This is a genomic window from Virgisporangium ochraceum, from assembly GCF_016863655.1.
In the GTDB taxonomy this organism is placed as follows: domain Bacteria; phylum Actinomycetota; class Actinomycetes; order Mycobacteriales; family Micromonosporaceae; genus Virgisporangium; species Virgisporangium ochraceum.
Window position 1 is genome coordinate 1 of record NZ_BOPH01000009.1, and the last position, 23,553, is coordinate 23,553.

Genomic DNA, 23,553 nt, shown 5'->3' on the forward strand with positions numbered 1-23,553 from the left:
TGCAAGATCGACGCGGGGCTCGACCATGGCGCGGCGGGGATCGACAGGCGCGGCAGCGGCCGGTGCCCAGACGGTTGGGGCCACGACACACTACGAGAACCCGACCACGCGCTGCTCGGCGTACGCCGACACATGAACGACGCTCTATCCGGTGCGGGCATTCGCCGCGCCACTGCACTGGATAGAGCGTCGTTTATGTCGAAAAGCACAAGCGGGTCACGCCGTCAGTGCCGCCGATACCACGCCGCGGGCCTCGTCCTGGATCTGCGCCAGGTGCTCCGGCCCGCGGAAGGACTCCGCGTAGATCTTGTACACGTCCTCCGTGCCGGAGGGCCTCGCCGCGAACCAGCCGTTCTCCGTGGTGACCTTCAGGCCACCGATCGAGGCGCCGTTGCCGGGTGCCGAGGTCAGGGTCGCGGTGATCTTCTCGCCAGCCAGGCTGGTGGCGGTGACCTGCGAGGGCGACAGCTTCCCCAGCACCGCCTTCTCCTCGCGGGTGGCCGGCACGTCGATGCGGGCGTACGCGGGCTCGCCGTGCTCGGCGACCAGGTCGCGGTAGTGCTCGCTCGGCGACCGCCCGGTCACGGCGAGGATCTCCGACGCCAGCAGGCACAGCAGGATGCCGTCCTTGTCGGTGGTCCAGGTGCTGCCGTCGCGGCGGAGGAACGACGCACCGGCGCTCTCCTCGCCACCGAAGCCGACCGAGCCGTCGAGCAGGCCGGACACGAACCACTTGAAGCCGACCGGCACCTCCAGCAGGGTGCGGCCCAACGAGGCGGCCACCCGGTCGATCATCGACGACGAGACCAGCGTCTTGCCGATCGCGGTCGAAGACGGCCAGGACGAGCGGTTGGTGAACAGGTACCGGATCGCCACCGCGAGGAAGTGGTTGGGGTTCATGAGACCGGCGTCGGGCGTGACGATGCCGTGCCGGTCGGCGTCGGCGTCGTTGCCGGTGGTGATCTGGTAGGCGGACTTGTTCTCGATGAGCGACGCCATCGCGTAGGGAGACGAGCAGTCCATGCGGATCTTGCCGTCCCAGTCGAGCGTCATGAACGGCCAGGCCGGATCGACGGTGTCGTTGACCACCGTGAGGTCGAGGTCGTGCCGGGCGGCGATCTCGCCCCAGTAGGCGACGCTCGCACCGCCCAGCGGGTCGGCACCGATGCGCACCCCGGCCCGCCGGATCGCCTCGATGTCGAGCACCGACGGCAGGTCGTCGACGTAGCTGCCGAGGAAGTCGTAGGTGCCGGGGCGGTCCGAGCTGCGCTTCACGCCGGACAGGCCGGCGGCGATCAGCTGGTTCGCCCGGTCTTGAATCCACTTCGTGGCCGACGTGTCGGCCGGGCCGCCGTTGGGCGGGTTGTACTTGAAGCCGCCGTCGGCCGGCGGGTTGTGCGACGGGGTCACCACGATGCCGTCGGCGGTGTCGGACCGGCCCGACCGGTTGTAGGTGAGAATCGCGTGCGACAGCGCCGGCGTGGGCACGAACCCGTCGCGGCTGTCGACGAGCACGGTGACGCCGTTGGCGACGAGCACCTCGACCGCGGTCCGGGTCGCCGGTCCGGACAGCGCGTGCGGGTCGGCGCCGAGGAACAGCGGACCGGTGATGCCCTGGTCACGCCGGTACTCGGCGATCGCGAGGCTGATCGCGACGATGTGGTCCTCGTTGAACGCCGTGTTCAGCGACGACCCCCGGTGCCCGGAGGTTCCGAAGGCGACCTGCTCGGCGACGTTCGACGGGTCGGGATGCCGGTCGAAGTAGGCGGCGCGGACGGCGGCCGGGTCGATGAGGTCGCCCGGTTCCGCGCGTTGACCGGCGCGAGGGTGGACCGACATGGGGAGCCTCCCGGGTGCTAGGAACGTGATGCTCATGCTCCCACCACCCGGCAGGCAGTTCCCTTTGAAGGGTCGTTCGGACCCGGCTGAACCCCCCGGTCAGCCGGGTCCGGTCCTGTGGCGGCCCGATCTCCCCCCGGGCCGCCGGCCGGTTACTACGTAGGCCCGGCCCAGGCGTGGCGTGTCGGTCCGGCCCAGAACGTGTGCGTCATGGTGCGCTCCTCAACATCGTTGGATCTTGAGCACGAGCTGCAGACTCGACATATAGGAGCCCTGACGGACCGGCAAGATACAAGCGATTTACGCCGGCAGCACCACCTGGGTGCACCGGCTGGCGGCCAGGGTCGTGCCCTCGGCGTCCAGGAGTTCGGCCGAACAGAAGACGACCCGGCTGGTCCGGCGCTCCACCGCGCCCACCGCGCGCAGCGTGCCCGGCCTCGTCGGACGGAAGAACTCGACCCGCAGGTCAGCCGTGAGGAACACCTCGTGGTTGTTCAGCGTGGTCCAGCAGGCGCCGCCCATGGCCGAGTCCAGGATCGCCGTCACCAGGCCGCCCTGGATCACGGGCCCGGACGGCGTGGAGAAACCGTAGTCGACGGTCGCGTCCCATTCGACGGTTGACGATCCGGGCCCCCACGCGGTACGCCGGAACCCGAGGGTGCGCCAGAGATTCGGCCCGTCGGCTCCGCGCTTGCTGAACGAGTCGAGATCGGCGAACCGCTCACCAGCGGTGATCGGGCTGTTCGGCATGAGGCCTCCTGGTAGTTGACACCGCTGCGGGTATTGGCATAGGCAGTGTAAAAACCCCCACCCCCGAACGGGAGCCGCCGGATGGAAACCAATCTCGCCCGCCTCGCAGAGTTGGCCCACGATCGGCTGGGCGACCATCCGTCGCTGTTCTTCGAGGGCACCTGGCACTCGTCCCACCGGATGCACGAACGGAGCCAGCACCTCGCGCACGGCCTGGTGCGGCTCGGCATCGCCCCCGGCGACCGGGTGGTGGTCATCATGGCGAACGCCCCCGAGGTCACCATCCTGTACCACGCGATCTGGCGGGCCGGCGCCGCCGTCACGCCGGTCGTCTTCCTGGTCACCGCCCCCGAGCTGCGGCACATCATCGACGACTCCGGTGCCACGGCCGTCTTCACCACCCCGGAGATCCTGCCGAAGGTCGTGGAGGCGTTGGAGGGCCGGTCACTGCCCGTCGTGGTCCTGGGAGAAGCCGATGGGACCCACGTGAGCTTCGCCGATCTGGAGAAGGACACCGAGGTCCTCCCGATCGTCGACCGGTCCCCCGACGACCTCGCCGCCCTGATGTACACGGGCGGCACCACCGGCCGGAGCAAGGGCGTCGCGCTCTCGCACGAGAACCTCGCCTACTCGGGCAAGGCGTCGCGGGCGCGCAGCCACGTCGACGGGATCACCCGGGGGCAGATCTCGCTGCCGCTGTCGCACGCGTTCGGACTGCTGGTGACCGTCGGCGCGATGCACGTCCCGGAAGCGGGTTCGACGGTGCTGCAGCGCTGGTTCGAGCCGAAGTCGTTCCTCGACCTGGCCGTGGAGCACCGGAGCCAGACGTTCGCGGTCGTGCCGTCGATGCTCGCGATGATGCTGCAGTTCCCACTTGAGGAGCTGGACCTCAGCGAGCTGCGGTACGTCTACTCGGGAGCCGCACCACTGTCGCCGGCCGTCCGGGAGGACTTCGAGCGGCGCGTCCCGTCGGTCACCGTGATGGAGGGGTACGGCTGCACCGAGACCGGCGGCATCGTCAGCGGCACGCCGCCGCTGGAGCCGCGGCCGGGCACGGTGGGCAAGGTCGTCGACGACGTCGAGCTGCGCATAGTGGGTCCCGACGGCACCGACGTGCCGGCCGGCGAGGACGGCGAGATCGTGGTGCGCGGGCCGAACGTCATGCGCGGGTACTGGCGGGGTGAGCCGCTCGGCGACGGCGGCTGGTTCCACACCGGTGACGTGGGCCGCCTCGACAGCGACGGCTATCTCACGATCGTCGACCGTATCAAGGACCTGATCATCCGCGGCGGTTACAACGTGTATCCGCGCGACGTCGAGGACGCGCTCCTCGCCCACCCGCAGGTGTCGATGGCCGCCGTGGTCGGCCGGCCCGACCCGCGCCTCGGCGAGGAGGTCGTCGCGTTCGTCTCGCTCGCCGAGGGCGCTTCGGTGGGTGAGGAGGAGCTGATCGCGTTCACGAAGGAGCGGCTGGCGGCGCACAAGTACCCGCGCAGCGTCACGATCGTGCCGGCGATCCCGCTCACGTCGGTCGGAAAGCTCGACCGCAAGCGGCTGCGGGCGACGGTCAAGGCCGACGCCGACTGACGGGCCTCAGGCCGTCGGCACCAGGTCGAACGCCGCGATCCGGTCCGGGGTGAGCCCGGGCCGGACCAGGCCGATGCTCTGCACCACCGCGATGCAGCGGGCCATCCGGGCCTCATCGAGGTGGCCGAGCACGGGTGCGCCGCCGCGCACGTAGGTGACGGTCTGCCGCACCTCCGCGGCGGCGACCTCGGCCCGGTAGGTCGGGTTGTGCTTCGCCATGACCCGACCCGCCGCGTCGGGGTTGTCGAGGGTCCATCGCATTCCGCGCAGCGACGCGTCCCGGAACCGGCGTACCAGGCCGGGGTTCCGCTCGATGAGGCTCGTCGACGCGCCGATCGCATTGCCGTACAGGTCCCGCATGACGTCGGAGTACGGCAGCATCGTCACCGACTGCTTCGCGGCCGCCTCCAGCGCGGGCCGGCCCACCACGATCTCGGTCGACGCGTCGAGCTGTCCGCTGAGCAGCGCCGGCCGGATCAGCGGCGGCGCCAGCGACACCCACCTGACCGTCGCCTCGTCGAGGCCCGCGAGGCGGGCGTAGGCCGGGAAGATCGTCTTGTTGACGCCGCCCTCCGAGTAGCCGATCCGCTTGCCGGCCAGGTCGCGTGGCGAGGCGATGTTCGCCGCCGGCAACGCGACGATGCACGACACCGTGAGCTGGTAGATCGCGGCGAACACCCGGAAGTCGGTCAGCCTGCCGCCGTCGATCTCGAGCAGCCCGCCGGTGATGTCGATCGTCGCGAACTGGGCCGTGTCGCGGGCCAGGTACTGGAGGTTGCCGCGGGTGCCGACCCCGGGCACCACCGTGACGTTCAGCCCCGCGTCGCGGTAGAAGCCGTTCTCGATCGCGGCGAACACGTACGAGTCCTGACCGGTGATGTTGAACCCGGTCACGAACGTGACGTCCTCGACCTTCCCGGTGCCGGGCTTCGGCCTGTTCTCCTCCTTGCCGCACCCGGCGAGGGTCGCGGCCGCACCGAGGTTGGTCAGCATCGATCGACGGGTGAGCACCACGGTCAGCCCCCGACCGTCTTGTGCCCGATGGTCGACCACGTCAGGTTGCCCATCACCACGACCCGCGGATCGCCCAGCTGCTCCCGCAACGCGTCGAGGTCGGCCGGGTCGAGGCCGTGCCCGACGAGCTGCTCCCGGACCTGTCCCGACACCTCGATCGGCAACCGGCACCCGGCCGTGCCGCCGGTCCACGACCGCGCCCGCACGACCGTGCGCACGTCGGCGAGCCTCGCGGCGGCCATCGCCGCGTGCACCCGCACCGACCACGTCGGGTCGTTGCCGGCGGAGCCGAACATGGCCACCAACGCCGTCTGGTACCGCCGGTACAGCTCCGCGGTCTCCGGCCACGGAGACGACAGCACCACACCGGGACCGGCGGCACCCCACTCCTCGACGACCAGCGCCCCGCCGGGCGCCAGCAGCCCGGCCAACGCCGGGACCAGGGCGTCGCGGTTGCCCAGGTGCGCGAGCAGCAGCCGGGCGTGCACGAGGTCGAACGGGCCCTCCGGCAGCGGATCGGTCCGCAGGTCCCGCCGCAGCACCTGCACCTGTTGCCGTGATCGCACCTCGGCCCGCACGAGTCCGGGATCGAGGTCGACGGCCACCACCCGGCCCCCGGTACCGACCGCGTCGGCGAGCCACCGGGCCACGCTTCCGTTCCCCGCGCCCAGTTCCAGGCAGTGCGCGCCGAGCTGAACCAGTGGTGCGATCAGCTCCACAGTGGACTGGTCGAGAACCGCCGACAGGCAGTCGAGCATGCCGCCGGCACCCGGCCGGCCGTTGTCAAGGGTGTATGAGCTAGTAGCTGTTGTCATTTGCTAGTACTCCGTTTCGACGACGACCCGGATCCGGTGACAAAAACAACCCGCGCCGGCCTCGGGGCAGCAAGAAACCCCACGTAGCAGTTCTGACGAACCACACGCCGGCGCGATCACCACGCTCGATCAGCGTTGTCGCACCCACCACAAGCATCAACGTTGATTTTTGGAATACAACAGCAGCCGATGGTTCCTGATCAAAGAAATCTAACGACAACCACCCTTTGCCGTTAAGGATGGAAACCAACACTTCGGTTTCCATGACGGGCGGGGGAAGCAATGCCCTTGGTAGGTTCGACCGTTGCGCGCCGGCAGCTGGGCCGGCACCTGCGGCGGCTGCGGCACGGCGCGGGCAAGACCGAGGCCGACGTCGAGGAGGCCAACATCGCGTCCCGCGTGAAGCTGTGGCGCATCGAGACCGGCAAGGTGGCGGTGAAGGTCGGCGACGTGCGCGGGCTGTGCTGGCTCTACGGCACCGACGCGAAGACCACCGACACGCTGTCGATGCTCGCCCTGGGCACCCGCGAACACGACTGGTGGGAGGACTACGGCGAGAAGTGGTTCAGCATGCGGCACGGGCTCGAGGAGATCGCCGACGAGCTGCGGACATACAACACCGAGCTCGTCCACGACCTGCTGCAGACGCCCGACTACACGCGCGCCATCTGCCTGACGACGCACCCCGACGTGACCGACGAGCACGCGCGCGGCCAGGTGAAGCTGCAGGTCGAGCGCCAGCAGGTCTTCCTCACGCGCATTCCGCGGCCGCGGCTCGCGGCGGTGCTCGGTGCCGGGGCGTTGACGCGTCCGGTCGGCGGGCCGGCCGTCATGGCCGACCAGCTCGCGCGCCTGCGCGCCCTGAACCGGCGCGACCACATCGACATCCGCGTCCTTCCCTGGGACGCCGGCCCGCACCCCGCGATGCGCCTCGGTGCGTTCACGATCCTCGACTTCCACCACGACGACGACCCGGCCGTGGTGCACGCCGAGACCCACACCGGCGCGCGCTACCTCGAGAAGCCCGACGAGCTCGCCGAGTACCGGCGGATCTTCGACCTCATCTACCGGAAGACGATGCCGATCGAGAGCTATCGAGCCTGAGGTCAGGGCCGAGGTCGAGGCCGAGCAGCTCGCGCAGCGCCCGCTCTCCCGCCGGGGTGGGACGCACCGCCCGGCCGGTGCCCACCCGCGTGAGCCAGCCCCGGCCCAGGAACGTCTCGCAGATCAGGGCGCCGGCCCGACCGGCGAGGTGCGGCCGGCGCTCGGTCCAGTCGAGGCACTCGCGTACCAGCGGTCGGCTGCCGTTCAGGCGGTCCGGCGCGATGCCGAGGTCGGTGGTCAGCCACGCGCGTCCGGCCGGGGTGAGCGAGAGGCCCGCCGTCCGGTCGAGAAGGCCATGGGACGCGAGGGCGTCGGTCACGGCGATACCGAGCCGGCCGGCGAGGTGGTCGTAGCAGGTGCGGCCGCGTTCCAGCGCGGCGGCGGCGTTCGACGCCTTCAGCGTGCGCGGCGGCTCGGGCGGGGTCGTAGCGGCCAGCAGCGTCTCGACCACGTGGGCGACGCCCTCGCCGGCCAGCTCGACGTACCGGTGGCGGCCCTGCCGGCGCTCGGCCACCAGGCCACCGGCGAGCAGCCGGTCGAGGTGCTCCGACGCGGTGGGCGCCGTGACACCGGCCAGCCGGGCCAGCTCGCCCGCGGTCCAGGCGCGCCGGTCGAGCAGCGCCAGGCAGAACGCCGCCCTCGTGGGGTCGGCGAGCAGGCCGGCGAACCCGGCCAGCGCCTTCGCGGCACGCGGCATCCGCCCATCGTGCCAGCCCGACGGTTCGGCGGGCGCCGAACGGTCGGGCGCCTAGCGTCGGCACATGATCGAGGTTCTCGCCGACGACGAGCGGTACCGGATGCCGCCGGTACCACCGGCTCCGTCAGGCATCGGATGGTTGCGGGCCAGCGTGGCCCGGTTCAGTGACGGGCCGGCGCACCGGCGTCGCCGCGCGTACGCGGTCGCGATGCTCGACCGGCTCGACCCGGCGGCGCTCGCCCGGGACGCGGCCGCCGAGACCGGCGCGGTGCTGGAACGCATCGCCGCGGCGGGCACCGGCCGGGAACCGGTGGATCTGATGTCGGCCGTTGCCCGGCCGGTGCCGGTCGCCGTGCTCGGCCGCGCTCTCGCGGTCCCGGACGACGATCTGACAGCACGGGTCGCGGCGGCGGCGCGGGCCTACCAGCCCGACCACGACGGTGGCCGGGACGCCGCCCGGCGCGCCGACGCGGCCGTGGACGCGCTCGCGGCCGGCGACCGGAGCGAGGGGTCGGCGGCGCGGATCGGGCTGCTGGTGCAGGCGTGCGAGGCGACCGCGGCGCTGGTGCGCAACGGGCTGCGGCACGGATCGGTGCAGGCCGCGCTGCGCGACGACCCGCCGGTGCCGCGGACCCGGCGGGTGCGGAACGGGGCGGTCGTGCCGGTCGAGCTCCGCGGACATCCGTTCGGAGCCGGCCCGCACGAGTGCCCGGGACGGGCGCACGCGGTCGCCATTGCATCGGTTATGGTCGATTTACTATGGCCACGGGCCTTTTTCTTCCGTTACTGATCGGTTAACTTACGGGGCATGGTTGTGACAGCGACCATGCAAAAAGTCCCGATCCGTGGGCGCGCGGCCGACCAGCGCGTGCTCGACGCCCTCCTGCGCCGCGCGGCCGGCGGACGCGGTGGAGCGCTGCTGATCCGCGGCGAGCCCGGCACGGGAAAGTCGACCCTCCTGCGGCACGTCGCCGGCGCCGCCACCGGCACCGTGCTGCGCACCGCCGGCCTCGCCGACGAGGCGGCACTGCCCTACGCCGCGCTGCACCGGCTGCTCCAGCCGCTGTCCGACCGCCCGCCCGACCTGGTCGAGCGGGCCATCTCGGGCGGCGGCTGCCCGCCCGAGGACCGGGTGCGGCTGTCGATGGCCGTGCTGGACCTGCTCGCCTCGTCGGCACCCGTGGTCTGCTGTGTCGACGACGCGCACCTGCTCGACCCCGCCTCCGCCGACACGCTCGGGTTCGTCGCGCGACGGGTCGGCCCGCACCGCGTCGCGGTCGTGTTCACCGCCGGGGGTGACGGCGCGGCCGACGACCCGGTGCCCGGGGTCCCGTGCCGGTGGATCTCCGGGCTGGCCCAACCCGACAGCCGCGCCCTGCTCGGCGACGTCGTGCCGGGCGGGCTGCCCACCGACGTGGCCGGCGCGCTCGTCGACCTCGCCCGGGGCAACCCGCAGGCGCTCGTCGACCTGGCGCGGTCGCTGACTCCAGCCCAGTGCCGCGGCGAGGCGCCGCTGCCCCGCGGCCTGCCGCTCGACAGCCCGCTGCGCCGCGCCTACCGCGCGCAACTGGCACTGCTCCCGGCCGACACCCGCTGGCTGCTGCTGCTCGCGGCGGCCGACGACCACCTCGACGCCACCGAACTGGTACGGGCCGCGCGCGCCAGCGGCACCGACCTCACCGCGCTCGCGGCGGCCGAACTGTGCGGCGTGCTGCGCGTCCACGGCGACCGCCTGACGTTCCCGCGGCCGCTCGCCCGCACGGTGACCTACGACGAGGCCCCGATGGGTCAGCGGCAGGCCGCCCACCGGCTGCTGGCCGCGACGCTCGACCCGGTCCGGCACCGGCTGCGGGTCGCGCTGCACCGGGTCGCCGGCGCCACCGAACCCACGGCCGCCGACGCCGACGACCTGGCCGCCTGCGGCAGCGGCTCGGTCGAGGCGCTGGAGCGGTCCGCCGACCTGACCACCGATCCCGCGCTGGCGTCGGCGCGTCTGGTCGCCGCGGCCCGGCACGCGTGGACCGCCGGCCAGCCGCACCGCGCCCGGATGCTGCTGCGCCGGACCGCCCAGGGTGGGGCGGCCGACCTCCTCGCCGGCGAGATCGAACTGCGGTCCGGTCCGCCGGCCAGCGCGCTGCGCACGCTCCTGACCGCCGCCGACCGGCTGCCACCGGCGCTCGCGGCGCGGGCGCTGGCGTTCGCCGGCGACGCGTTGTGCTACGCGGGCAACCACGCCCGCCTGCCCGGCCTGGCCCGGCGCGCCGCGGCCCTGCCCGCGGAGCTGCCCGCGGAGCTGCCCGTGCGGTACCTGGCGGGGATGGCCGCGATGCTGCGCGGCCGGCACCGCGACGCGGTGACCGACCTGCGGCGGGTGGTGGAGCTGGGCTCCCCGTCGAACGACCCGACCGAGCTCATCTGGGCCGCCACCGCCTGCCTGCTCCTCGCCGACGACGCCGGCGCCGACCACCTCGCCGGGCGTGCCGCCGAGGCCGGTGACGTCTCCGCGCGGCCGCGGGCGCTGGAGATCCGCGCGTACGCCGAGTACTGGCTGGGCCGGCTCGACGCCGCGCAGACCACCGCGCTCGACGGGATGCGCGAAGCGGAAGCGGCCGCGCAGGACAACGTCGCCGACACGTTCGCCGGGCTGCTCGCCATGATGGCGGCGCGGCGGGGTGACGGGGCGGCCTGCCGCCGGTACGCGGCCCTGGCGACCCGCCGGCCCAGCGCCGACCTGATGAACCGGCCGCACGCGCTGAGCGAGTGGGCGCTCGCGCTGCTCGACCTCGCCGCCGACCGCCCCGCCGACGCCGCCGCGCGCATCACGACGATCGCCGACCCGCGGACCGGGCGCGGCCAGCTCGTCGTGTACATGATGGCCACCCCCGACCTGGCCGAGGCCGCACCGGTCGACGTCGGCGCGTTCACAGAATGGGCCGAGGGCACGGGCGACCCGCTGCGGCGCGCCCTCGCCGCCCGGTGCCGTGCGCTGGCCCACCGCGGAGACGGACCGGAGACGCACTTCCGTGAGGCGCTGCGGCTGCACCGGGCCACCGGCAACGACTTCGAACGGGCCCGTACCGAAATGCTGTCCCGCGGGCGCACCCAGGTTCGCAGTGCCCTTGCCACGTTCGAGCGGCTGGGGCTCGACGCGTGGGCGGCCCGCGCCCGCGACGCGCTGCGCGCCGCCGACGAGGACCCGACGACGGGCACCCTCACCGCGCAGCAGTTGCAGATCGCGCGCATGGTGGCGGCCGGCGCGACCAACCGGGAGGTCGCCGCGCAGCTCTACCTGAGCACCCGCACCGTCGACCACCACATGCGCAACATCTTCGTCCGGCTGGGGATCCGGTCGCGGATCGAGCTCGCGAAGCTGTTCTCCTAACCCAGCTTGTCGTAGGCGACCAGCGTGAGGAACTCCGGCAGCTCGTCACCCAGCGCGACCTTCTCGAACACCTCGCGGGTCTCGGCGGGACGGCCCTTCTCCCAGGTCTCGTCGCCCACCTCGGCCCGGATCTTCGCCAGCTCCTCGTCGAGGTAGCGGACCACGAGCTCGCGGGTCACGGTCTCGCCGTTGTCCAATGTGGACCCGTGGCGGATCCACTGCCAGATCTGCGACCGCGAGATCTCCGCGGTGGCCGCGTCCTCCATGAGGTTGTTGATGCCGGCGGCGCCGCGGCCGCTGAGCCAGAACGAGATGTACTGGAACGCCACGGCGAGGTTGCTCCGCAGCCCGGCCTCGGTGACGGCGCCCGGCGTGGCGCCGGCGTCGAGCAGGTCGGCGGCGGCCACCGTGACGTCGGGCCGCTGCCGGTCGATCTGGTTCGGCTGGTCGCCGAGCACGTCGTCGAACGCCGCCAACGCGACCGACACCACGTCGGGGTGCGCGACCCAGGTGCCGTCGAACCCGGCACCGGCCTCGCGCCGCTTGTCCTCCGCGACCGCGTCGATCGCGCGCTGGTTGGCCTCGGGGTCCTTACGCGACGGGATGAGCGCGGCCATGCCGCCCATCGCGAACGCGCCCCGGCGGTGGCAGGTGGCCACGAGCAGTTCGGTGTAGGCGCGCATGAACGGTACCGTCATCTTGACGTCGGTGCGGTCGGGCAGCACGAAGCCCGGCTCGTTCCGGTACGACTTGATCATCGAGAAGATGTAGTCCCAGCGGCCGGCGTTCAGCCCGTACGAGTGCTCGCGCAGCTCGAACAGGATCTCCTCCATCTGGAACGCGGCCGGCAGCGTCTCGATGAGCACTGTGGCCCGGATCGAGCCGCGCTCGATGCCCAACGTGTCCTCGGTGAACGAGAAGACCTCGTTCCACAGCCGGGCCTCGAGGTGGTGCTCCAGCTTCGGCAGGTAGAAGTACGGCGCCGATCCCTTGGCCAGCAACCGCTTCGCGTTGTGGTAGGCGTAGAGCCCGAAGTCCATGAACGCGCCGGCGATGGGTCGGTCGTCCACGGTGAGGTGGTTCTCGGGCAGGTGCCAGCCGCGCGGGCGCACCAGCAGCGTGGCCGGGTTGTCGCCGAGCGCGTAGTGCTTTCCCTCCGAGGACTCGTAGGTGATCGTGCCCTCGATCGCGTCGATGAGGTTGACGTGGCCCTCGGCCTGGTTCTTCCACGTGGGGCTGTTGGCGTCCTCGAAGTCGGCCATGAAGCCCTTCGCGCCCGAGTTCAGCGCGTTGATGACGAGCTTGCGGTCGGTCGGTCCGGTGATCTCGACGCGCCGGTCGGCGTAGTCGGGCCGGGGCGGCGCCACCTGCCAGTCGGCCTCCCGCACGTCACGCGTCTCGAGGAGGAAGTCCTCCGGCGCCATTCGTTCCCGGCGGGCGGCGAGCAGCTCCCTGCGGCGGGCGTCGAACCGGCCGTGCAGCTCGCCGAGGAACGCCAACGCGTCGGGCGTCAGCACCTCGGTGCGGGTGCGCTCGTCGAGCTCGGGGTGAGGCGTGTAGTTGACGGTCACGGTTGCACTCCTCGGATCGACGCGTCGAGCAGGGTCATCGGATGGTAGACCGGCACCGCCTCGGCCAGATGTGCGGAGATCTGCAACGCGCAGCCGGGGTTCGCGGCCGCGATCGCCTGTGCGTTCGTCGCCGCGAGGTTGGCGGCCTTGCGCGCGCCGAGCTTCGCCGCGGCCTCCGGCTGGGTCAGGTTGTAGATGCCGGCCGAGCCGCAGCACATCTCCCACTCCTTCGGCTCCACGAGCGTCAGGCCGGGGATGCCTTTCAGCAGCGCGCGCGGCGGCTGCCGGATGCCCTGCGCGTGTGCGAGGTGACAGGCGTCGTGGTACGCGACCGCGAGCTCGATCGGGTGCCGCTTCGCCTGCGGCTGCGCCGAGGCGAGCAGCTCGTGCACGTCCTTCACCTTGGCGGAGAACGCCTTGGCCCGCTCGCTCCACTGTGGATCGTCGGCGAGCAGGTGCCCGTAGTCCTTCATCGCCGAGCCGCAGCCGGCCACGTTCACCGCGATCGCGTCGAACCCCTCGTATTTCGCGATCGTCTCCTTCGCGAGCCCGAGCGCCTCGGGTTCGAACCCGCTGTGCAGTTGCAGCGCGCCGCAGCACCTCGGCTGGCGGGGCGCGTGCACCTCGTAGCCCTCCGCGGCGAGAACCCGGACGGTGGCCGCGTTCACGTCGCCGAACAGCACACGGTTGATGCAGCCCTGCATCAGGGCGATCCGCCCGCGCTTCTCGGTTCCCTTTGCCGGCCGGGTGAGCGGTGCGAGGCGTCTCGTGGCCGCGCTCACCGGCACGCGCGGCGCCAGCGACATGAGGGCCTTCAGCTTGGACGCGGGGAAGCGCCGCCCGATCAGCTTCGCGAGCCGGCGCCCCGCCCCCAGCCGGCTGTCGACGGCGAGCGCCGGCACCACCGCGCGCAGCCGCCCGGGGTGGGTGAACAACGCGAAGATGGCTCTGCGGTACCGACGCTCCGCCGGCGTGCGGGGCCCGTTGCGCTCCAACTGCGGACGGACCTGCTCGATGAGGCGGTCGTACTGCACGCCCGACGGGCACGCGGTGACGCACGCCATGCACCCGAGGCACCGGTCGAAGTGGTTGAGCATCGGCAGCGAGAGCTTCTCGCCCTCCTCGTGCCCGACCCGCATGAGCAGGATCCGGCCCCGCGGCGAGTCCATCTCCTCGCCGAACGCCGCGTAGCTTGGGCACGTCGGCAGGCAGAATCCACAGTGGACGCAGTCCTTGATGAGCTCGGGCGAGGGCGGCCGTTGGGTGTCCCAGGCGGTCATCAGATCCCTCCCACGAACGCGCCGGGCCGGAACACCCGGGCCGGGTCGAAGCGGGCCTTGACCCGGCGCATCACCTCGAGCGCGCCCCGGTCGGGCGCGGGCCACGGGTCGACGCCGGCCGGCGCCGCACCGTCGACGATGGAGCACGCACGTGGCGTGAGGGCGGCGCGGACGTCGGCCACCCACTCCGCCTCGGCCGGGCCGCGCACCCAGTACAGGCCGAGACCGGCCCGGCCGACGACGGGTTCCCCTCGCGCGAGCACCTTCTCGAGGTCGGTGGGCCGGCCGGAGACCTTCAGCGTCACCCCGTCCGGGTGGCGCTGGCTTTGCCGTTGCGCGGCCCAGATCGCGTCATCGTCGGTGCTGACGGTGACGTCGTCGAGGCCGTCGAGCAGTGGCCGGGCCGCCTCGGCGCGCTCGGCGGCGGTGTGGCCGCCGAACCGCACCAGGACCTGTCCACTGTGGCCGGTCCAGGCGATGTCGAGGCAGTTCGCCTCCAGCGGGCGGCTGTTGAGCTTCCGTACCGCGGCCTGCAGCCGCCCCGGATCGGCGGAGGCGCCGGTGAGCGTCGCGGTGCGCAGCGGCAACGGGTGCAGCCGCACGGCCACCTCGGCGATCAGCCCGAGCGTGCCGTACGAGCCGGCGAACAGCTTCGCCAGGTCGTAGCCGGCGACGTTCTTGATGACCTTCCCGCCCGCGCGGGCCACGGTGCCGTCGGAGAGCACGACGGTGATCCCGATGACGAGGTCACGCACGCCGCCGTAGCGGTGCCGCGCCGGACCGGAGTCGGCCGTGGCGACCAGACCGCCGATCGTTCCGCCGGCGGGCGGGTCGAGCGCGAGCCACTGGCCGGCCTTCGCGAACGCCTCCTGCGCCTCGGCCAGGGGCACACCGGCTTCCAGCACCGCCGTGAAGTCGCCGGGGTTGTGCTCGAGGATGCGGTTGAGCTTCCCCGTGCTGAGCGTGTCGCCGACGGCCGGTACCCCGTGGGATCCTGCGCCGGTCGGATGCACCGGGCCGTCGAGCGTCTTGATGGCGGCGGCCGCCTCGTCCACTGTGGATGGTTCGAGCATCAGAACCGCTCCGCCAGTCCGGCCTTCTCCAGCGGGTGCTGCCGGTACGGCCCCGGGACCTCGCCGCACAGCCGGGGCGTCGGCATCACCTTGCCCGGGTTGGCCAGCCCGGCCGGGTCGAAGGCGCACCGCAGCCGCTGGAACGCGTCGAGGTCGGCCTCGGCGAACATCTTCGTCATGTGCTTCTTCTTGTCCACGCCCACCCCGTGCTCGCCGGTGATCGAGCCGCCGGCCTCCAGGCAGGCGTCGAGGATGCGGCCGGACAGCTCTTCGGCCCGCTCGGCCTCGCCCTCGACGCGGCCGTCGTAGCAGACCAGCGGGTGCAGGTTGCCGTCGCCGGCGTGGAAGACGTTGGCGACGGTGAGGCCGTACCCCTTCGCCAGCTCGTCGATGCGGGTCAGCACGTCGGGCAGCTTGGTGCGGGGGATCACGCCGTCCTGCACGAAGTAGTTGGGCGCCATGCGTCCCATCGCGGGGAACGCGGCCTTGCGCGTCTTCCAGAAGAGCGCGCGCTCGGCCTCGTCGCGGCTGACCCGCACGTCGTCGGACCCGCACCGCCGGCAGATCGCCACCACCTCGTCGAACTGGGCGACGCACTCCCGCTCGGAGCCGTCGAGCTCCACGAGCAGGGCTGCGCCCCGGCCCACCGGGTAGCCGGCGTTGGCCATCGCCTCGGTGGCCGCGATCGTCACCGCGTCCATCATCTCGATCGCGCCGGGCACGACGCCCGCCTGCACGATCTCCGACACGGCCTCGCCGGCCTGCCTCGTGCTGTCGAAGAACGCGACGAGCGTGCGCGTCGACTCGGGCACCGGCACCACGCGGAGCCAGACCTTCGTCGCGATGCCGAGCGTGCCCTCGGCGCCCACGAACGCGCCGAGGAGGTCGTAGCCCGGTGCGTCCAGCTCGGGGCCGCCGAGCTCGATGACCTCGCCGTCGGCGAGCACCACCTCGAGGCCCGTGACGTAGTTCGTGGTGAAGCCGTACTTGAAGCAGTGCGCGCCACCCGAGTTCTCGGCCACGTTGCCGCCGATCGAGCAGACGATCTGGCTCGACGGGTCGGGCGGGTAGAAGAAGTCGGGCGCCACGGCGGCCGACACGGAGACGTTGGTGACCCCGGGCTCGACGCACACGCGCCCGTTCTCGAGGTCGACCTCGAGCACCCGGGTGAGCCGCGAGAGCACGATGAGCACGCCGTCGGCCACCGGCAGCGCGCCACCCGACAGGCCCGAGCCGGCTCCCCGGGGCACCCACGGGACGTTGGCGTCGCGGCACGCTTCGACGATGGCGCGCACCTGCTCCCCGTCCCCCGGAAGAACGGCCACGGCGGGCAGGGCGTGGTACTGGAGCAGGCCGTCGCTCTCGTACGTGCGGAGCTGGTGCTCATGCGTGAACACCCACTCGTCGCCGACGATGTCGCGCAGCCGCTGGATGAGAGGTTCCATCGGCCCTCCGCTCCCCTCCGCTCCGGGATGGCGGCATTGGTCTGACCATAGGACCAAGGCGGTTGGAGGGTCAACACTTCGTTGTACCCTCGCCTGGATGTCGCTACCCGCGTTTCGGCCGGTCAGCACGCCGCGCGCCTTCGAGGCGATCCTTCTTCAACTGAAGGAGGCCATCTCGGCGGGCACGCTGCGCGCCGGCTCGCGCCTCCCCTCGGAACGCGACCTGGCGGTGCAGTTCGGGGTGTCGCGGGCCTCGGTGCGCGAGGCGCTGCGGGTGCTGGAGGCGCTCGGCCTGGTGGGCACGAGGCGCGGCGCCGACAACGGGGCGGTGCTGCTGAACGAGCCGGGCAACGCGTTCACCACGGTGCTCGACCTGCTGGTGGCCCTGCGGCACGTCCCCCTGGCCGACGTCGTCGAGTTCCGCGTGATGCTGGAGACCAACGCCGTCCGTCGCCTCGCCTCCAACCACGGCTCCGACCTGGAGACGCTGCGGTCACTGCTCGACCGCATGGCCGACCCACTCCTCGACCAGGCCTCGTTCCACCAGTTGGACGCGAGCTTCCACGTGACCCTGGTGCGCTCCGCCGGCAACCGGTTGGTGAACCTGGTCGAGACAGCGGCGGACAGCACGCTGCGGGCGCTGGTCGCGGACGTGGCACTGGTGGCGAACGACTGGGTCTCGGTGCGGCCCCGGCTGATCGCGGAGCACCAGGCCATCTACGACGCGGTCGCGGGCGCCGATCCCGCCCTGGCGGAGGAGCGAACGGCCGCCCACATCCGTTTCTGGGGCGAAGCGGTCATCGCGGCATCACCGTAGTCGCCTGGCTACACTCGGCTGAGAGAGTTCGGCCGACGTCGATGTTGCTCCGCTTGCCTCGGGTTCCCACCTCGCCGTCGCGACGAGGAGGCGGTGGGCGCACGGATGCTGAGTCCGGAGCGCGGTACGGCTTTGGTATTCGCGGTGAGCGGAGCGGTCCAGGCGTCCTGGGTGTCACGGCTGCCGGCGGTCCAGGAGCGGTTGCGGCTGGGCGTCGACGAACTGGGGCTGGCCCTCGGCGCCTTGGGGATGGGCACGATCGCGGGCATGTTCGTCACGGGACGCCTGTCGACGCGGCTCGGCAGCCGCCGGGTGATCCTGGCCTCGGCCTTGGGCACGGCCGCCACTCTCGTCGTGGCCGCGCTCGCTCCCACCGCATTGACGTTGGTCGGCGCGTCGTTCACGTTCGGCATGACGATCGGTGCCTGGGACGCGGCGATGAACATCCAGGGTGTCGCCGTGGCGCAGGAACTCGGTGGCCATCTGATGGCCCGGTTCCACGGCTTCTGGAGCATCGGAACGGTCGTGGGAGCGGGAACGGGCGCGATCGCGGCGCGCGGCGGCGTACCGGTCGGGGTTCAGTGCGTCGTGGTCGCCGGAGCGGCGACGTACCTGGTATGGCTCGGTTCCCGCGTCCCGGTCGGCGACCCACCGGCGGACGACCGTAAACCGGTACGGGTCACCGGCCGGCTGGCACTGCTCGGTTCGCTGATCCTCGCTGGCGGCTTCATCGAGGGCGCGGCGAACGACTGGCTCGCGGTGATGCTGGCCGACGAGCGCGGTTTCTCCCATGCCAGGGCGGCCGTGGCGTACGCGGTCTTCGTCGCGGCGATGACCGCCGGGCGGTTCGCGGCAGCACGGCTGTACCGGCGGGTCACCCCCGACCGGCTCGTGCGGGCGGGAGCGTTGCTGGCGGGAGCGGGCGTCATCGCGACCGTGCTCGCCCCGCTCGATGCGATCGTGTACGCGGGCGCGGCGGTGTGGGGACTCGGAATCTGCGTGGTGTTCCCGGTCGTCGTCACCGCCGGTGGCACGGAACCCGGTGCCGACCAGGTGGTCGGCGCGTTGACGACGATCGGCTACGGGGCCGGGTTCGTCGGTCCGCTCGCTCTCGGCCCGCTGGCTGAACGGACCGGGCTCGGAGTGGCGTTGCTGGCGGTTCCGGTTCTGGCTCTCGGGGTCGCCGGTTGCGCGTCGGCGGTCAGACCGATGCGAAACAATCCGCCTTAGCGGGCTCCGCGCATGTGAGACCGAAATAGCCGAGTGCCTCCTCGACGGTCCGCTTCTTTTCCAGCCGGTCACAGACGTCGATCCAATTGGCGAGATCCCGCTGCCAGGCGTGAAGGTATTCCACACACAGTTCCGGGGTAATTCGACTCGTCAGTTGATCCCGGGCGGCGCGCAGAGACCGGGCGACCTTTTTCCGATCGGCCCGCCGCACCAGATTGATTCTCAGCTGGGTCCGCTCGATCAGTTCCAGCCGCCGGTCGAGGAAGCCGCGCCAATACTCACGGTCGGCCTCGCCCAATTCGCCGGCGTCGTCGAGAATGGCGAAAATGCCCTCCGCCATCACGTCTCCGAACTCTTCGAGCCGCGCACGCTCCTCGGTGGCGAACGGGTCGTACGCGTCCTGCTCCGCCCGTCCCGCGACGGTCACCGGGCGAAGGCGCGACCGGTTCAGGAGAAAGAACCAGTCCTCGTTGTACACGTCCGGGAAGAAGGACATCTCGCGTTCGGTCGCGGCCAGGAGCGCGCCGCCGCCGACGAACGTGTCCTGGAAGCCGCCGGTCTCCCGGTTGGCGTGGCACACCACCGAGTTGTCGGGGAAACCCTCCAACTTCAGCCCCACGGCGTCGTGGCTGCGCAGCAGGCCCGCCGCCACCTTGAGAGACTCCGCCTCGGGGATCCTCATGTCGTCGTCGAGGAACAGCACGCGGTGCAGGCCAGCCATCCGGGCGACCGCCAGACCGACGTTGCGCTTCGCGCTGACGTCGGTGGACCGGGCCATGTTCTCGCGGCGCAGGATCCCCGACGTCTCGAACACGGGCAGCTTGGCGATCTTCTCCGGCACGTCGACCACGAACAGCTGTCTGAGCTTCAACGGAGCGAGCGTCTCGAGAATCTCCGCGCCGACGGCGGCACGGCTCGCCAGCACGATCAGGGCGCAGTCGACCTGCCGAGCGAGGTCACCCGCGTGCTCCACGGCACCGGCGGAACGCGCGCTGGGCACGATGATCGCGTCGAGCCGCGCGCGGCGCCCCCACGGCAGATGGTGACGGAGGAGACCACGGTGCGAATAGTGGTGAGCCGGTGCGGGCTTAGACCTCGTCATCCATGAGCGGCCAGACATGCAACCGGTTCTCCTCGACGGTCCAATCCGGAGTGACCACCTCACCCTTGGGGGTAATCACAGCACGCGCGAGCACGCTGAACTGCTCGAATCCGTTGAACCGATCCCACAGGAACCGCTCGTTCCTGTCTCGGAACCGCACATCGGTGAGAGTGCGCACAGCCGCGTACGTGCCGCGGGCGAACATACCATCGCACAGGGTCAGGGTGCGCGCCCTGTTATACGGGTTCTGGCCCCTAAAGAAGTGGGCAACGTCCTCGACCAGAATCGGTCGTTCTCCAGGTGTGGTCTCGTCGAGAATGGGCGCGAAGATCCGACCTTTGTCCGCCCCATCGACGACGGTGAAATGGCCGCCATAAAGATCTTCGCTGGTCCGGGTGCCCGGCAGCACGGGCATGTTCGAGCGGCGCTGAATGTCCGCCGTCACCGGATTCCAGTCGGTGCCGCCGAGGAGCACGAGGTGCGTCGTGTAGTCGTCCTCCTCCAGGACGTCGGCGGTGCGGATGTTCACCGCGATGGTCGGGTTGACCGCCCGGACATGCCCGTAAAGCTCGATGAGGGCGTCATTGTCCGCATAACTGAACGAACGGATGTAGTCCGGATCCCGCGGATCGGTGTAGGGGAGCTCGGCACGTAGTTCGGCCGGCAGCCGCGAGCACACGATCGTGACCGGCTTCTGGTCCACGAAGTGGAACGGCCCACCACCGATCTCGTCTCCCGGTGCGGCGAGCGGTCGCCGCACCACGGCCGGCTCCGAGCCGTCTTCCGGATACCGCAGCCGTGACAGCTCCTCGTACAGGACGTCGCGCTCGACGCGTTCCGCCGGGGTCAGCTCGCCTTCCGTCAGGAGACGCGCACGCGCGCCCGACACCGAGCGCCTCGTCGCGAAGAAGATCGAATACTGGTTCAGCCGGTGAACGGGCGGCAGAGCGGCACTGCGGGTCGACTCCCAGGACGAGATCAGCGACAGGCTCAGCGGCTTCTCACCGCCGAACGCTTCAGCCAGGTGAAACTGGGTGACTCGCAGATCGGGCCAGCGTGATTCGCGCAGGGCCCGGAGCCGCAGCGCCAATGGGTGGCCATCCGCCGGTTGCACGAATCTTCACTCCCGACGACTGAAATTTCAGTGAACCGATGTGCCGTACACCATACGACCACCGCCGAGTCAATTGCAATCCTATTGGCCTGCGCAAATGGAGATCAATTCAGGAATGTGATCTCCGCCGAGGGCACCGGACCACCGGATATTCAGGAAAGTGAGACTGAAGCCGCATTGCCTCAACTGCATTCACGGACCTACCATCCCCTTACCGCTTCACTTTCAGTGAAGCTCTCCACCGCCGTGGAGGGGAGGTCAGGCGTACAGGACTCTCGACAACGAGAACAGCGCGGCCTCAACCCAGAACCTGCGTCCAGAAGCCGCGCTGAAAGAGATCCCGATTCGCCGTCGAGATCTCTATCGAGGTTCCCGTTGTCGGCTCGCAAGCTTGGGCATCGCAAGGGGGGAACCGACGTGTCCAATCTACGACCGGGCCTACGAAGAAGACAACCGGCAGTTCTCGCGGCTCTTCTCGCCGTAGCCACGGTCGTCGCGCTCGGGGGGTGCGCGACGGCCACCACAGACAACGCCACCACTGCCGCAGGGGGCGGCACCGGTAGCGCCTACCTCATTGTCATGGCCGGATTCGCGATCGTATTCGTGGTGACAATGAAGGCCACCGCGGTCATGGCCGCGGCCCTCGCCGATCTCATGGCCATCCTCCGCCGGGTGGTCGCCGCTCTCGCCATGTTCGCCAGCGCCGCCGCCGTCACGGGGGCGGGCATGGCACTCGTCGCCTGGGTCACGCTCAGCTGACGTCGACCGAACCGGAGCGCCGTCCTGACGGGGCGGCGCTCGCACTGCGACGCTCGAACTGCGACGCTGCCGGAAACCGGTTACCGTGCGATGGAGACAGCCCGATACGAGGAGGTCCCCGGTGACGCACGCTGCCGAGAGTTCCACTGCCCGCGCCGACTGGGAGCAGCGGATCGCGTTGCGCGACAACGTCGCCGGCGCTTTCTTACCCGAGCTCGAACCGCCCACCGGGCTGACGGCAGACCCCGGTACCGGGCACGTTCGCCTGTCGTGGAAGGCGGTTCCCGGGGCCGTCGGGTATCTGGTACACCGCGCGGAGTCCGGGGCCGAGGCCGAGCTTGAGCCGGTGAACCACCTCGGCGGCGACGTCCTGTCGGTGCCCGACACCTGGTACGTCGACACCACCGGCACGCCCGGAACGACGTACACGTACGCGGTTGCGGCCGTGCCCGAGGTCACCGCCGTGGGCCCGCTGAGCGCGACCGTCACCGCCGCGTCACGCGACGGCCGCGACGCGACCGTCCACTTGAGACTGGACGCCGACGCGGCCGGCCGACCGCTGCACCGGCCGTGGAAGCCGATGATCGGCAGCGAGCGCCTCTCGCAACTGCTCTGCCGCGACGAGAGCGGCGGCCGGGAGATCGGCACCGAACTGCTCGCCGCGTTGAGGCGCATCCGAGCCGAGGTGGGCGTGGAAACCGTGCGCGCCCACTCGATCCTGCACGACGACCTCGCCGTCTACACCGAGGTCGACGGTGAGCCGGTGCACGACTTCACCACGGTCGACCGCGTGTACGACCTGCTCCTGGAGACGGGGCTGCGGCCCGTCGTCGAGATCGGGTTCATGCCGCGCGACCTGGCGAGCGACCCGGACCGGACCGTGTTCGGGTACTGCGGCATCATCTCGCCACCCAAGGACTGGGACCGGTGGGCGGACCTCGTGCGCGCGCTCGTCACCCACCTGCTCGACCGGTACGGCGACGAGGTGCTGTCGTGGGACTTCGAGGTCTGGAACGAAGCCAACCTCGAGGTGTTCTGGTCGGGCACCCGCGAGGAGTGGATGCGGCTCTACGACGTCACCGCGAAAGCCGTGAAGGACGTCGACCCGCGCATGCCGGTCGGTGGTCCGTCGTCGGCGGCGGCGGGATGGGTCGACGCGTTGCTGGAGCACGCGCGCCACAGCGGGGCACCGGTCGACTTCGTCTCGACGCACACGTACGGCAGCCCGCCGCTCGACCTGCGACCGACGCTGGAGCGGTACGGCCGCCCGGACGCCCGCATCCTGTGGACCGAGTGGGGCGTGACGCCCACCCACTTCAACCCGGTGAACGACGGCGTCTCCGCGGCCACGTTCCTGCTCACCGGCATGCGGTCGGCCGCCGGCCGGGTCGACGCGCTGTCCTACTGGGTGGCCAGCGACCACTTCGAGGAACTCGGACGTCCACCACGCCTGCTGCACGGCGGCTTCGGCCTCATCAGCGTCGGCGGGATCGCGAAGCCGCGGTACCACGCCCTGCGGCTGCTCGCCGCGCTCGGCGACACCGAGCTACCGGTGGAGGCGAGCGGCGACGGCGCCAACGGGCTCGTGCAGACGTGGGCCAGCCGCCACCGCGACGGTCGCCTCGCGGTCCTCGTCTGGGTGTCCACATTGGACCAGTCCAAGCGCGACGGCGACCCGGCGCTGGCGCGGCGCGTCACCCTCACCGTGACCGGCGCCGAAGGCCGCGCCGCCACGGTGACCCGCCTCGACCGCGACCACGGTGACCTGACGACGCTGGCCGCGCGGCTCGGCATCGGGGACTGGCCGCGCGACGACCAGTGGGACGCGCTCCGCGCGGCCGACACCCTGCACGCCGAGCCCGTGGCACACGATGGCGTCCTGGAACTCGACATTCCGCAGCCAGGAGCGGTGCTCATCGAGCTGTAGGCACCCTATGTAGACAGGCGAGCAAGGGGCTATGTAGAGTGCCGAGC

Annotated in this window: 20 protein-coding genes; 8 read left to right on the plus strand and 12 right to left on the minus strand. The window is 71.3% G+C overall.

Annotated elements, in window-relative coordinates; genetic code table 11:
• Window positions 1-216: 216 nt before the first annotated feature.
• Both pgm and Voc01_RS03275 read right to left on the minus strand, forming a co-directional pair.
• Window positions 217-1,839 carry a phosphoglucomutase (alpha-D-glucose-1,6-bisphosphate-dependent) gene (gene pgm / locus Voc01_RS03270; RefSeq protein WP_203925734.1) on the minus strand — a complete coding sequence of 541 codons (1,623 nt, stop codon included), beginning with the start codon at window positions 1,837-1,839 and terminating at the stop codon, window positions 217-219.
• A 300-nt stretch (window positions 1,840-2,139) separates the two neighbouring features.
• Entirely contained in the window at window positions 2,140-2,589 is a 450-nt protein-coding gene (locus Voc01_RS03275) for a PaaI family thioesterase (RefSeq protein ID WP_203925735.1), read from the minus strand.
• Window positions 2,590-2,670: 81 nt separating this feature from the next.
• Between Voc01_RS03275 and Voc01_RS03280 the strand changes: the two genes are divergently transcribed.
• Window positions 2,671-4,176: a class I adenylate-forming enzyme family protein gene (locus Voc01_RS03280; RefSeq protein ID WP_203925736.1), complete on the plus strand. Its 1,506-nt coding sequence runs from the start codon at window positions 2,671-2,673 to the stop codon at window positions 4,174-4,176.
• A gap of 6 nt (window positions 4,177-4,182) precedes the next feature.
• On the opposite strand, the gene Voc01_RS03285 is transcribed toward Voc01_RS03280, so the two are convergent.
• The 3 genes from Voc01_RS03285 to Voc01_RS03295 are packed head-to-tail and all read right to left on the minus strand — an operon-like array spanning window position 4,183 to window position 6,270.
• A complete protein-coding gene (locus Voc01_RS03285; protein WP_203925737.1) occupies window positions 4,183-5,187 on the minus strand; it encodes an ABC transporter substrate-binding protein in 1,005 nt (334 codons plus the stop codon).
• 5 nt (window positions 5,188-5,192) lie between these two features.
• Window positions 5,193-6,005 carry a class I SAM-dependent methyltransferase gene (locus tag Voc01_RS03290; RefSeq protein ID WP_203925738.1) on the minus strand — a complete coding sequence of 271 codons (813 nt, stop codon included), beginning with the start codon at window positions 6,003-6,005 and terminating at the stop codon, window positions 5,193-5,195.
• Complete coding sequence (locus Voc01_RS03295; protein ID WP_203925739.1) at window positions 5,989-6,270, minus strand: hypothetical protein; 282 nt, start codon at window positions 6,268-6,270, stop codon at window positions 5,989-5,991. Before Voc01_RS03295 ends, Voc01_RS03290 begins: the two co-directional genes overlap by 17 nt.
• 17 nt (window positions 6,271-6,287) lie before the next feature.
• On the opposite strand from Voc01_RS03295, the gene Voc01_RS03300 reads away from it, so the two are divergent.
• Window positions 6,288-7,109 carry a helix-turn-helix domain-containing protein gene (locus Voc01_RS03300; RefSeq protein WP_203925740.1) on the plus strand — a complete coding sequence of 274 codons (822 nt, stop codon included), beginning with the start codon at window positions 6,288-6,290 and terminating at the stop codon, window positions 7,107-7,109.
• Here the strand turns inward: Voc01_RS03300 and Voc01_RS03305 are convergent.
• Window positions 7,066-7,806, minus strand: coding sequence for an ArsR/SmtB family transcription factor (locus Voc01_RS03305; RefSeq protein ID WP_203925741.1), 741 nt, complete (start codon window positions 7,804-7,806; stop codon window positions 7,066-7,068). The genes Voc01_RS03300 and Voc01_RS03305 overlap by 44 nt on opposite strands.
• A 64-nt stretch (window positions 7,807-7,870) precedes the next feature.
• Between Voc01_RS03305 and Voc01_RS03310 the strand changes: the two genes are divergently transcribed.
• Both Voc01_RS03310 and Voc01_RS03315 read left to right on the plus strand, forming a co-directional pair.
• The gene (locus tag Voc01_RS03310) at window positions 7,871-8,596 is read left to right on the plus strand and encodes a cytochrome P450 family protein (protein ID WP_203925742.1); all 726 of its coding nucleotides are present in this window, start codon (window positions 7,871-7,873) and stop codon (window positions 8,594-8,596) included.
• Window positions 8,597-8,614: 18 nt separating this feature from the next.
• Window positions 8,615-11,188, plus strand: coding sequence for a helix-turn-helix transcriptional regulator (locus Voc01_RS03315; RefSeq protein ID WP_203925743.1), 2,574 nt, complete (start codon window positions 8,615-8,617; stop codon window positions 11,186-11,188).
• Here the strand turns inward: Voc01_RS03315 and aceB are convergent.
• The 4 genes from aceB to Voc01_RS03335 are packed head-to-tail and all read right to left on the minus strand — an operon-like array spanning window position 11,185 to window position 16,557.
• Window positions 11,185-12,759, minus strand: coding sequence for a malate synthase A (gene aceB, locus Voc01_RS03320; RefSeq protein ID WP_203925744.1), 1,575 nt, complete (start codon window positions 12,757-12,759; stop codon window positions 11,185-11,187). The genes Voc01_RS03315 and aceB overlap by 4 nt on opposite strands.
• On the minus strand, window positions 12,756-14,039 hold the full coding sequence (locus Voc01_RS03325; protein ID WP_203925745.1) for a (Fe-S)-binding protein: 1,284 nt from the start codon (window positions 14,037-14,039) through the stop codon (window positions 12,756-12,758). Before Voc01_RS03325 ends, aceB begins: the two co-directional genes overlap by 4 nt.
• Window positions 14,039-15,112, minus strand: a complete 1,074-nt coding sequence (locus tag Voc01_RS03330; RefSeq protein WP_203925746.1) for an FAD-binding oxidoreductase — start codon at window positions 15,110-15,112, stop codon at window positions 14,039-14,041. Before Voc01_RS03330 ends, Voc01_RS03325 begins: the two co-directional genes overlap by 1 nt.
• Window positions 15,112-16,557: an FAD-linked oxidase C-terminal domain-containing protein gene (locus Voc01_RS03335; RefSeq protein WP_203925747.1), complete on the minus strand. Its 1,446-nt coding sequence runs from the start codon at window positions 16,555-16,557 to the stop codon at window positions 15,112-15,114. The genes Voc01_RS03330 and Voc01_RS03335 overlap by 1 nt, the downstream gene beginning before the upstream one ends.
• A gap of 97 nt (window positions 16,558-16,654) precedes the next feature.
• Here Voc01_RS03335 and Voc01_RS03340 point away from each other — a divergent pair, with 97 nt between their 5' ends.
• Window positions 16,655-17,374: a FadR/GntR family transcriptional regulator gene (locus Voc01_RS03340; RefSeq protein WP_203925748.1), complete on the plus strand. Its 720-nt coding sequence runs from the start codon at window positions 16,655-16,657 to the stop codon at window positions 17,372-17,374.
• A 144-nt stretch (window positions 17,375-17,518) separates the two neighbouring features.
• A complete protein-coding gene (locus Voc01_RS03345) occupies window positions 17,519-18,604 on the plus strand; it encodes an MFS transporter (protein ID WP_203925749.1) in 1,086 nt (361 codons plus the stop codon).
• Here Voc01_RS03345 and Voc01_RS03350 read toward each other — a convergent pair.
• Together Voc01_RS03350 and Voc01_RS03355 are read right to left on the minus strand one after the other, a co-directional pair.
• Complete coding sequence (locus Voc01_RS03350) at window positions 18,576-19,724, minus strand: hypothetical protein (protein ID WP_203925750.1); 1,149 nt, start codon at window positions 19,722-19,724, stop codon at window positions 18,576-18,578. The two genes, Voc01_RS03345 and Voc01_RS03350, sit on opposite strands and share 29 nt — an antisense overlap.
• Entirely contained in the window at window positions 19,693-20,796 is a 1,104-nt protein-coding gene (locus Voc01_RS03355; RefSeq protein WP_203925751.1) for an XRE family transcriptional regulator, read from the minus strand. Before Voc01_RS03355 ends, Voc01_RS03350 begins: the two co-directional genes overlap by 32 nt.
• A 630-nt stretch (window positions 20,797-21,426) precedes the next feature.
• Between Voc01_RS03355 and Voc01_RS03360 the strand changes: the two genes are divergently transcribed.
• Both Voc01_RS03360 and Voc01_RS03365 read left to right on the plus strand, forming a co-directional pair.
• On the plus strand, window positions 21,427-21,579 hold the full coding sequence (locus tag Voc01_RS03360) for a hypothetical protein (protein ID WP_203925752.1): 153 nt from the start codon (window positions 21,427-21,429) through the stop codon (window positions 21,577-21,579).
• 121 nt (window positions 21,580-21,700) lie between these two features.
• A complete protein-coding gene (locus tag Voc01_RS03365) occupies window positions 21,701-23,506 on the plus strand; it encodes a GH39 family glycosyl hydrolase (RefSeq protein WP_203925753.1) in 1,806 nt (601 codons plus the stop codon).
• The last annotated feature ends 47 nt before the right edge of the window (window positions 23,507-23,553 follow it).

Bases quoted from the DNA above. Each gene is read 5' to 3' on its own strand.
- pgm (WP_203925734.1), bottom strand. From the start codon at position 1,839: ATGTCGGTCCACCCTCGCGCCGGTCAACGCGCGGAACCGGGCGACCTC.
- Voc01_RS03275 (WP_203925735.1), bottom strand. From the start codon at position 2,589: ATGCCGAACAGCCCGATCACCGCTGGTGAGCGGTTCGCCGATCTCGAC.
- Voc01_RS03280 (WP_203925736.1), top strand. From the start codon at position 2,671: ATGGAAACCAATCTCGCCCGCCTCGCAGAGTTGGCCCACGATCGGCTG.
- Voc01_RS03290 (WP_203925738.1), bottom strand. From the start codon at position 6,005: ATGACAACAGCTACTAGCTCATACACCCTTGACAACGGCCGGCCGGGT.
- Voc01_RS03295 (WP_203925739.1), bottom strand. From the start codon at position 6,270: ATGGAAACCGAAGTGTTGGTTTCCATCCTTAACGGCAAAGGGTGGTTG.
- Voc01_RS03300 (WP_203925740.1), top strand. From the start codon at position 6,288: ATGCCCTTGGTAGGTTCGACCGTTGCGCGCCGGCAGCTGGGCCGGCAC.
- Voc01_RS03305 (WP_203925741.1), bottom strand. From the start codon at position 7,806: ATGCCGCGTGCCGCGAAGGCGCTGGCCGGGTTCGCCGGCCTGCTCGCC.
- Voc01_RS03310 (WP_203925742.1), top strand. From the start codon at position 7,871: ATGATCGAGGTTCTCGCCGACGACGAGCGGTACCGGATGCCGCCGGTA.
- Voc01_RS03315 (WP_203925743.1), top strand. From the start codon at position 8,615: ATGGTTGTGACAGCGACCATGCAAAAAGTCCCGATCCGTGGGCGCGCG.
- Voc01_RS03325 (WP_203925745.1), bottom strand. From the start codon at position 14,039: ATGACCGCCTGGGACACCCAACGGCCGCCCTCGCCCGAGCTCATCAAG.
- Voc01_RS03330 (WP_203925746.1), bottom strand. From the start codon at position 15,112: ATGCTCGAACCATCCACAGTGGACGAGGCGGCCGCCGCCATCAAGACG.
- Voc01_RS03335 (WP_203925747.1), bottom strand. From the start codon at position 16,557: ATGGAACCTCTCATCCAGCGGCTGCGCGACATCGTCGGCGACGAGTGG.
- Voc01_RS03340 (WP_203925748.1), top strand. From the start codon at position 16,655: ATGTCGCTACCCGCGTTTCGGCCGGTCAGCACGCCGCGCGCCTTCGAG.
- Voc01_RS03350 (WP_203925750.1), bottom strand. From the start codon at position 19,724: ATGTCTGGCCGCTCATGGATGACGAGGTCTAAGCCCGCACCGGCTCAC.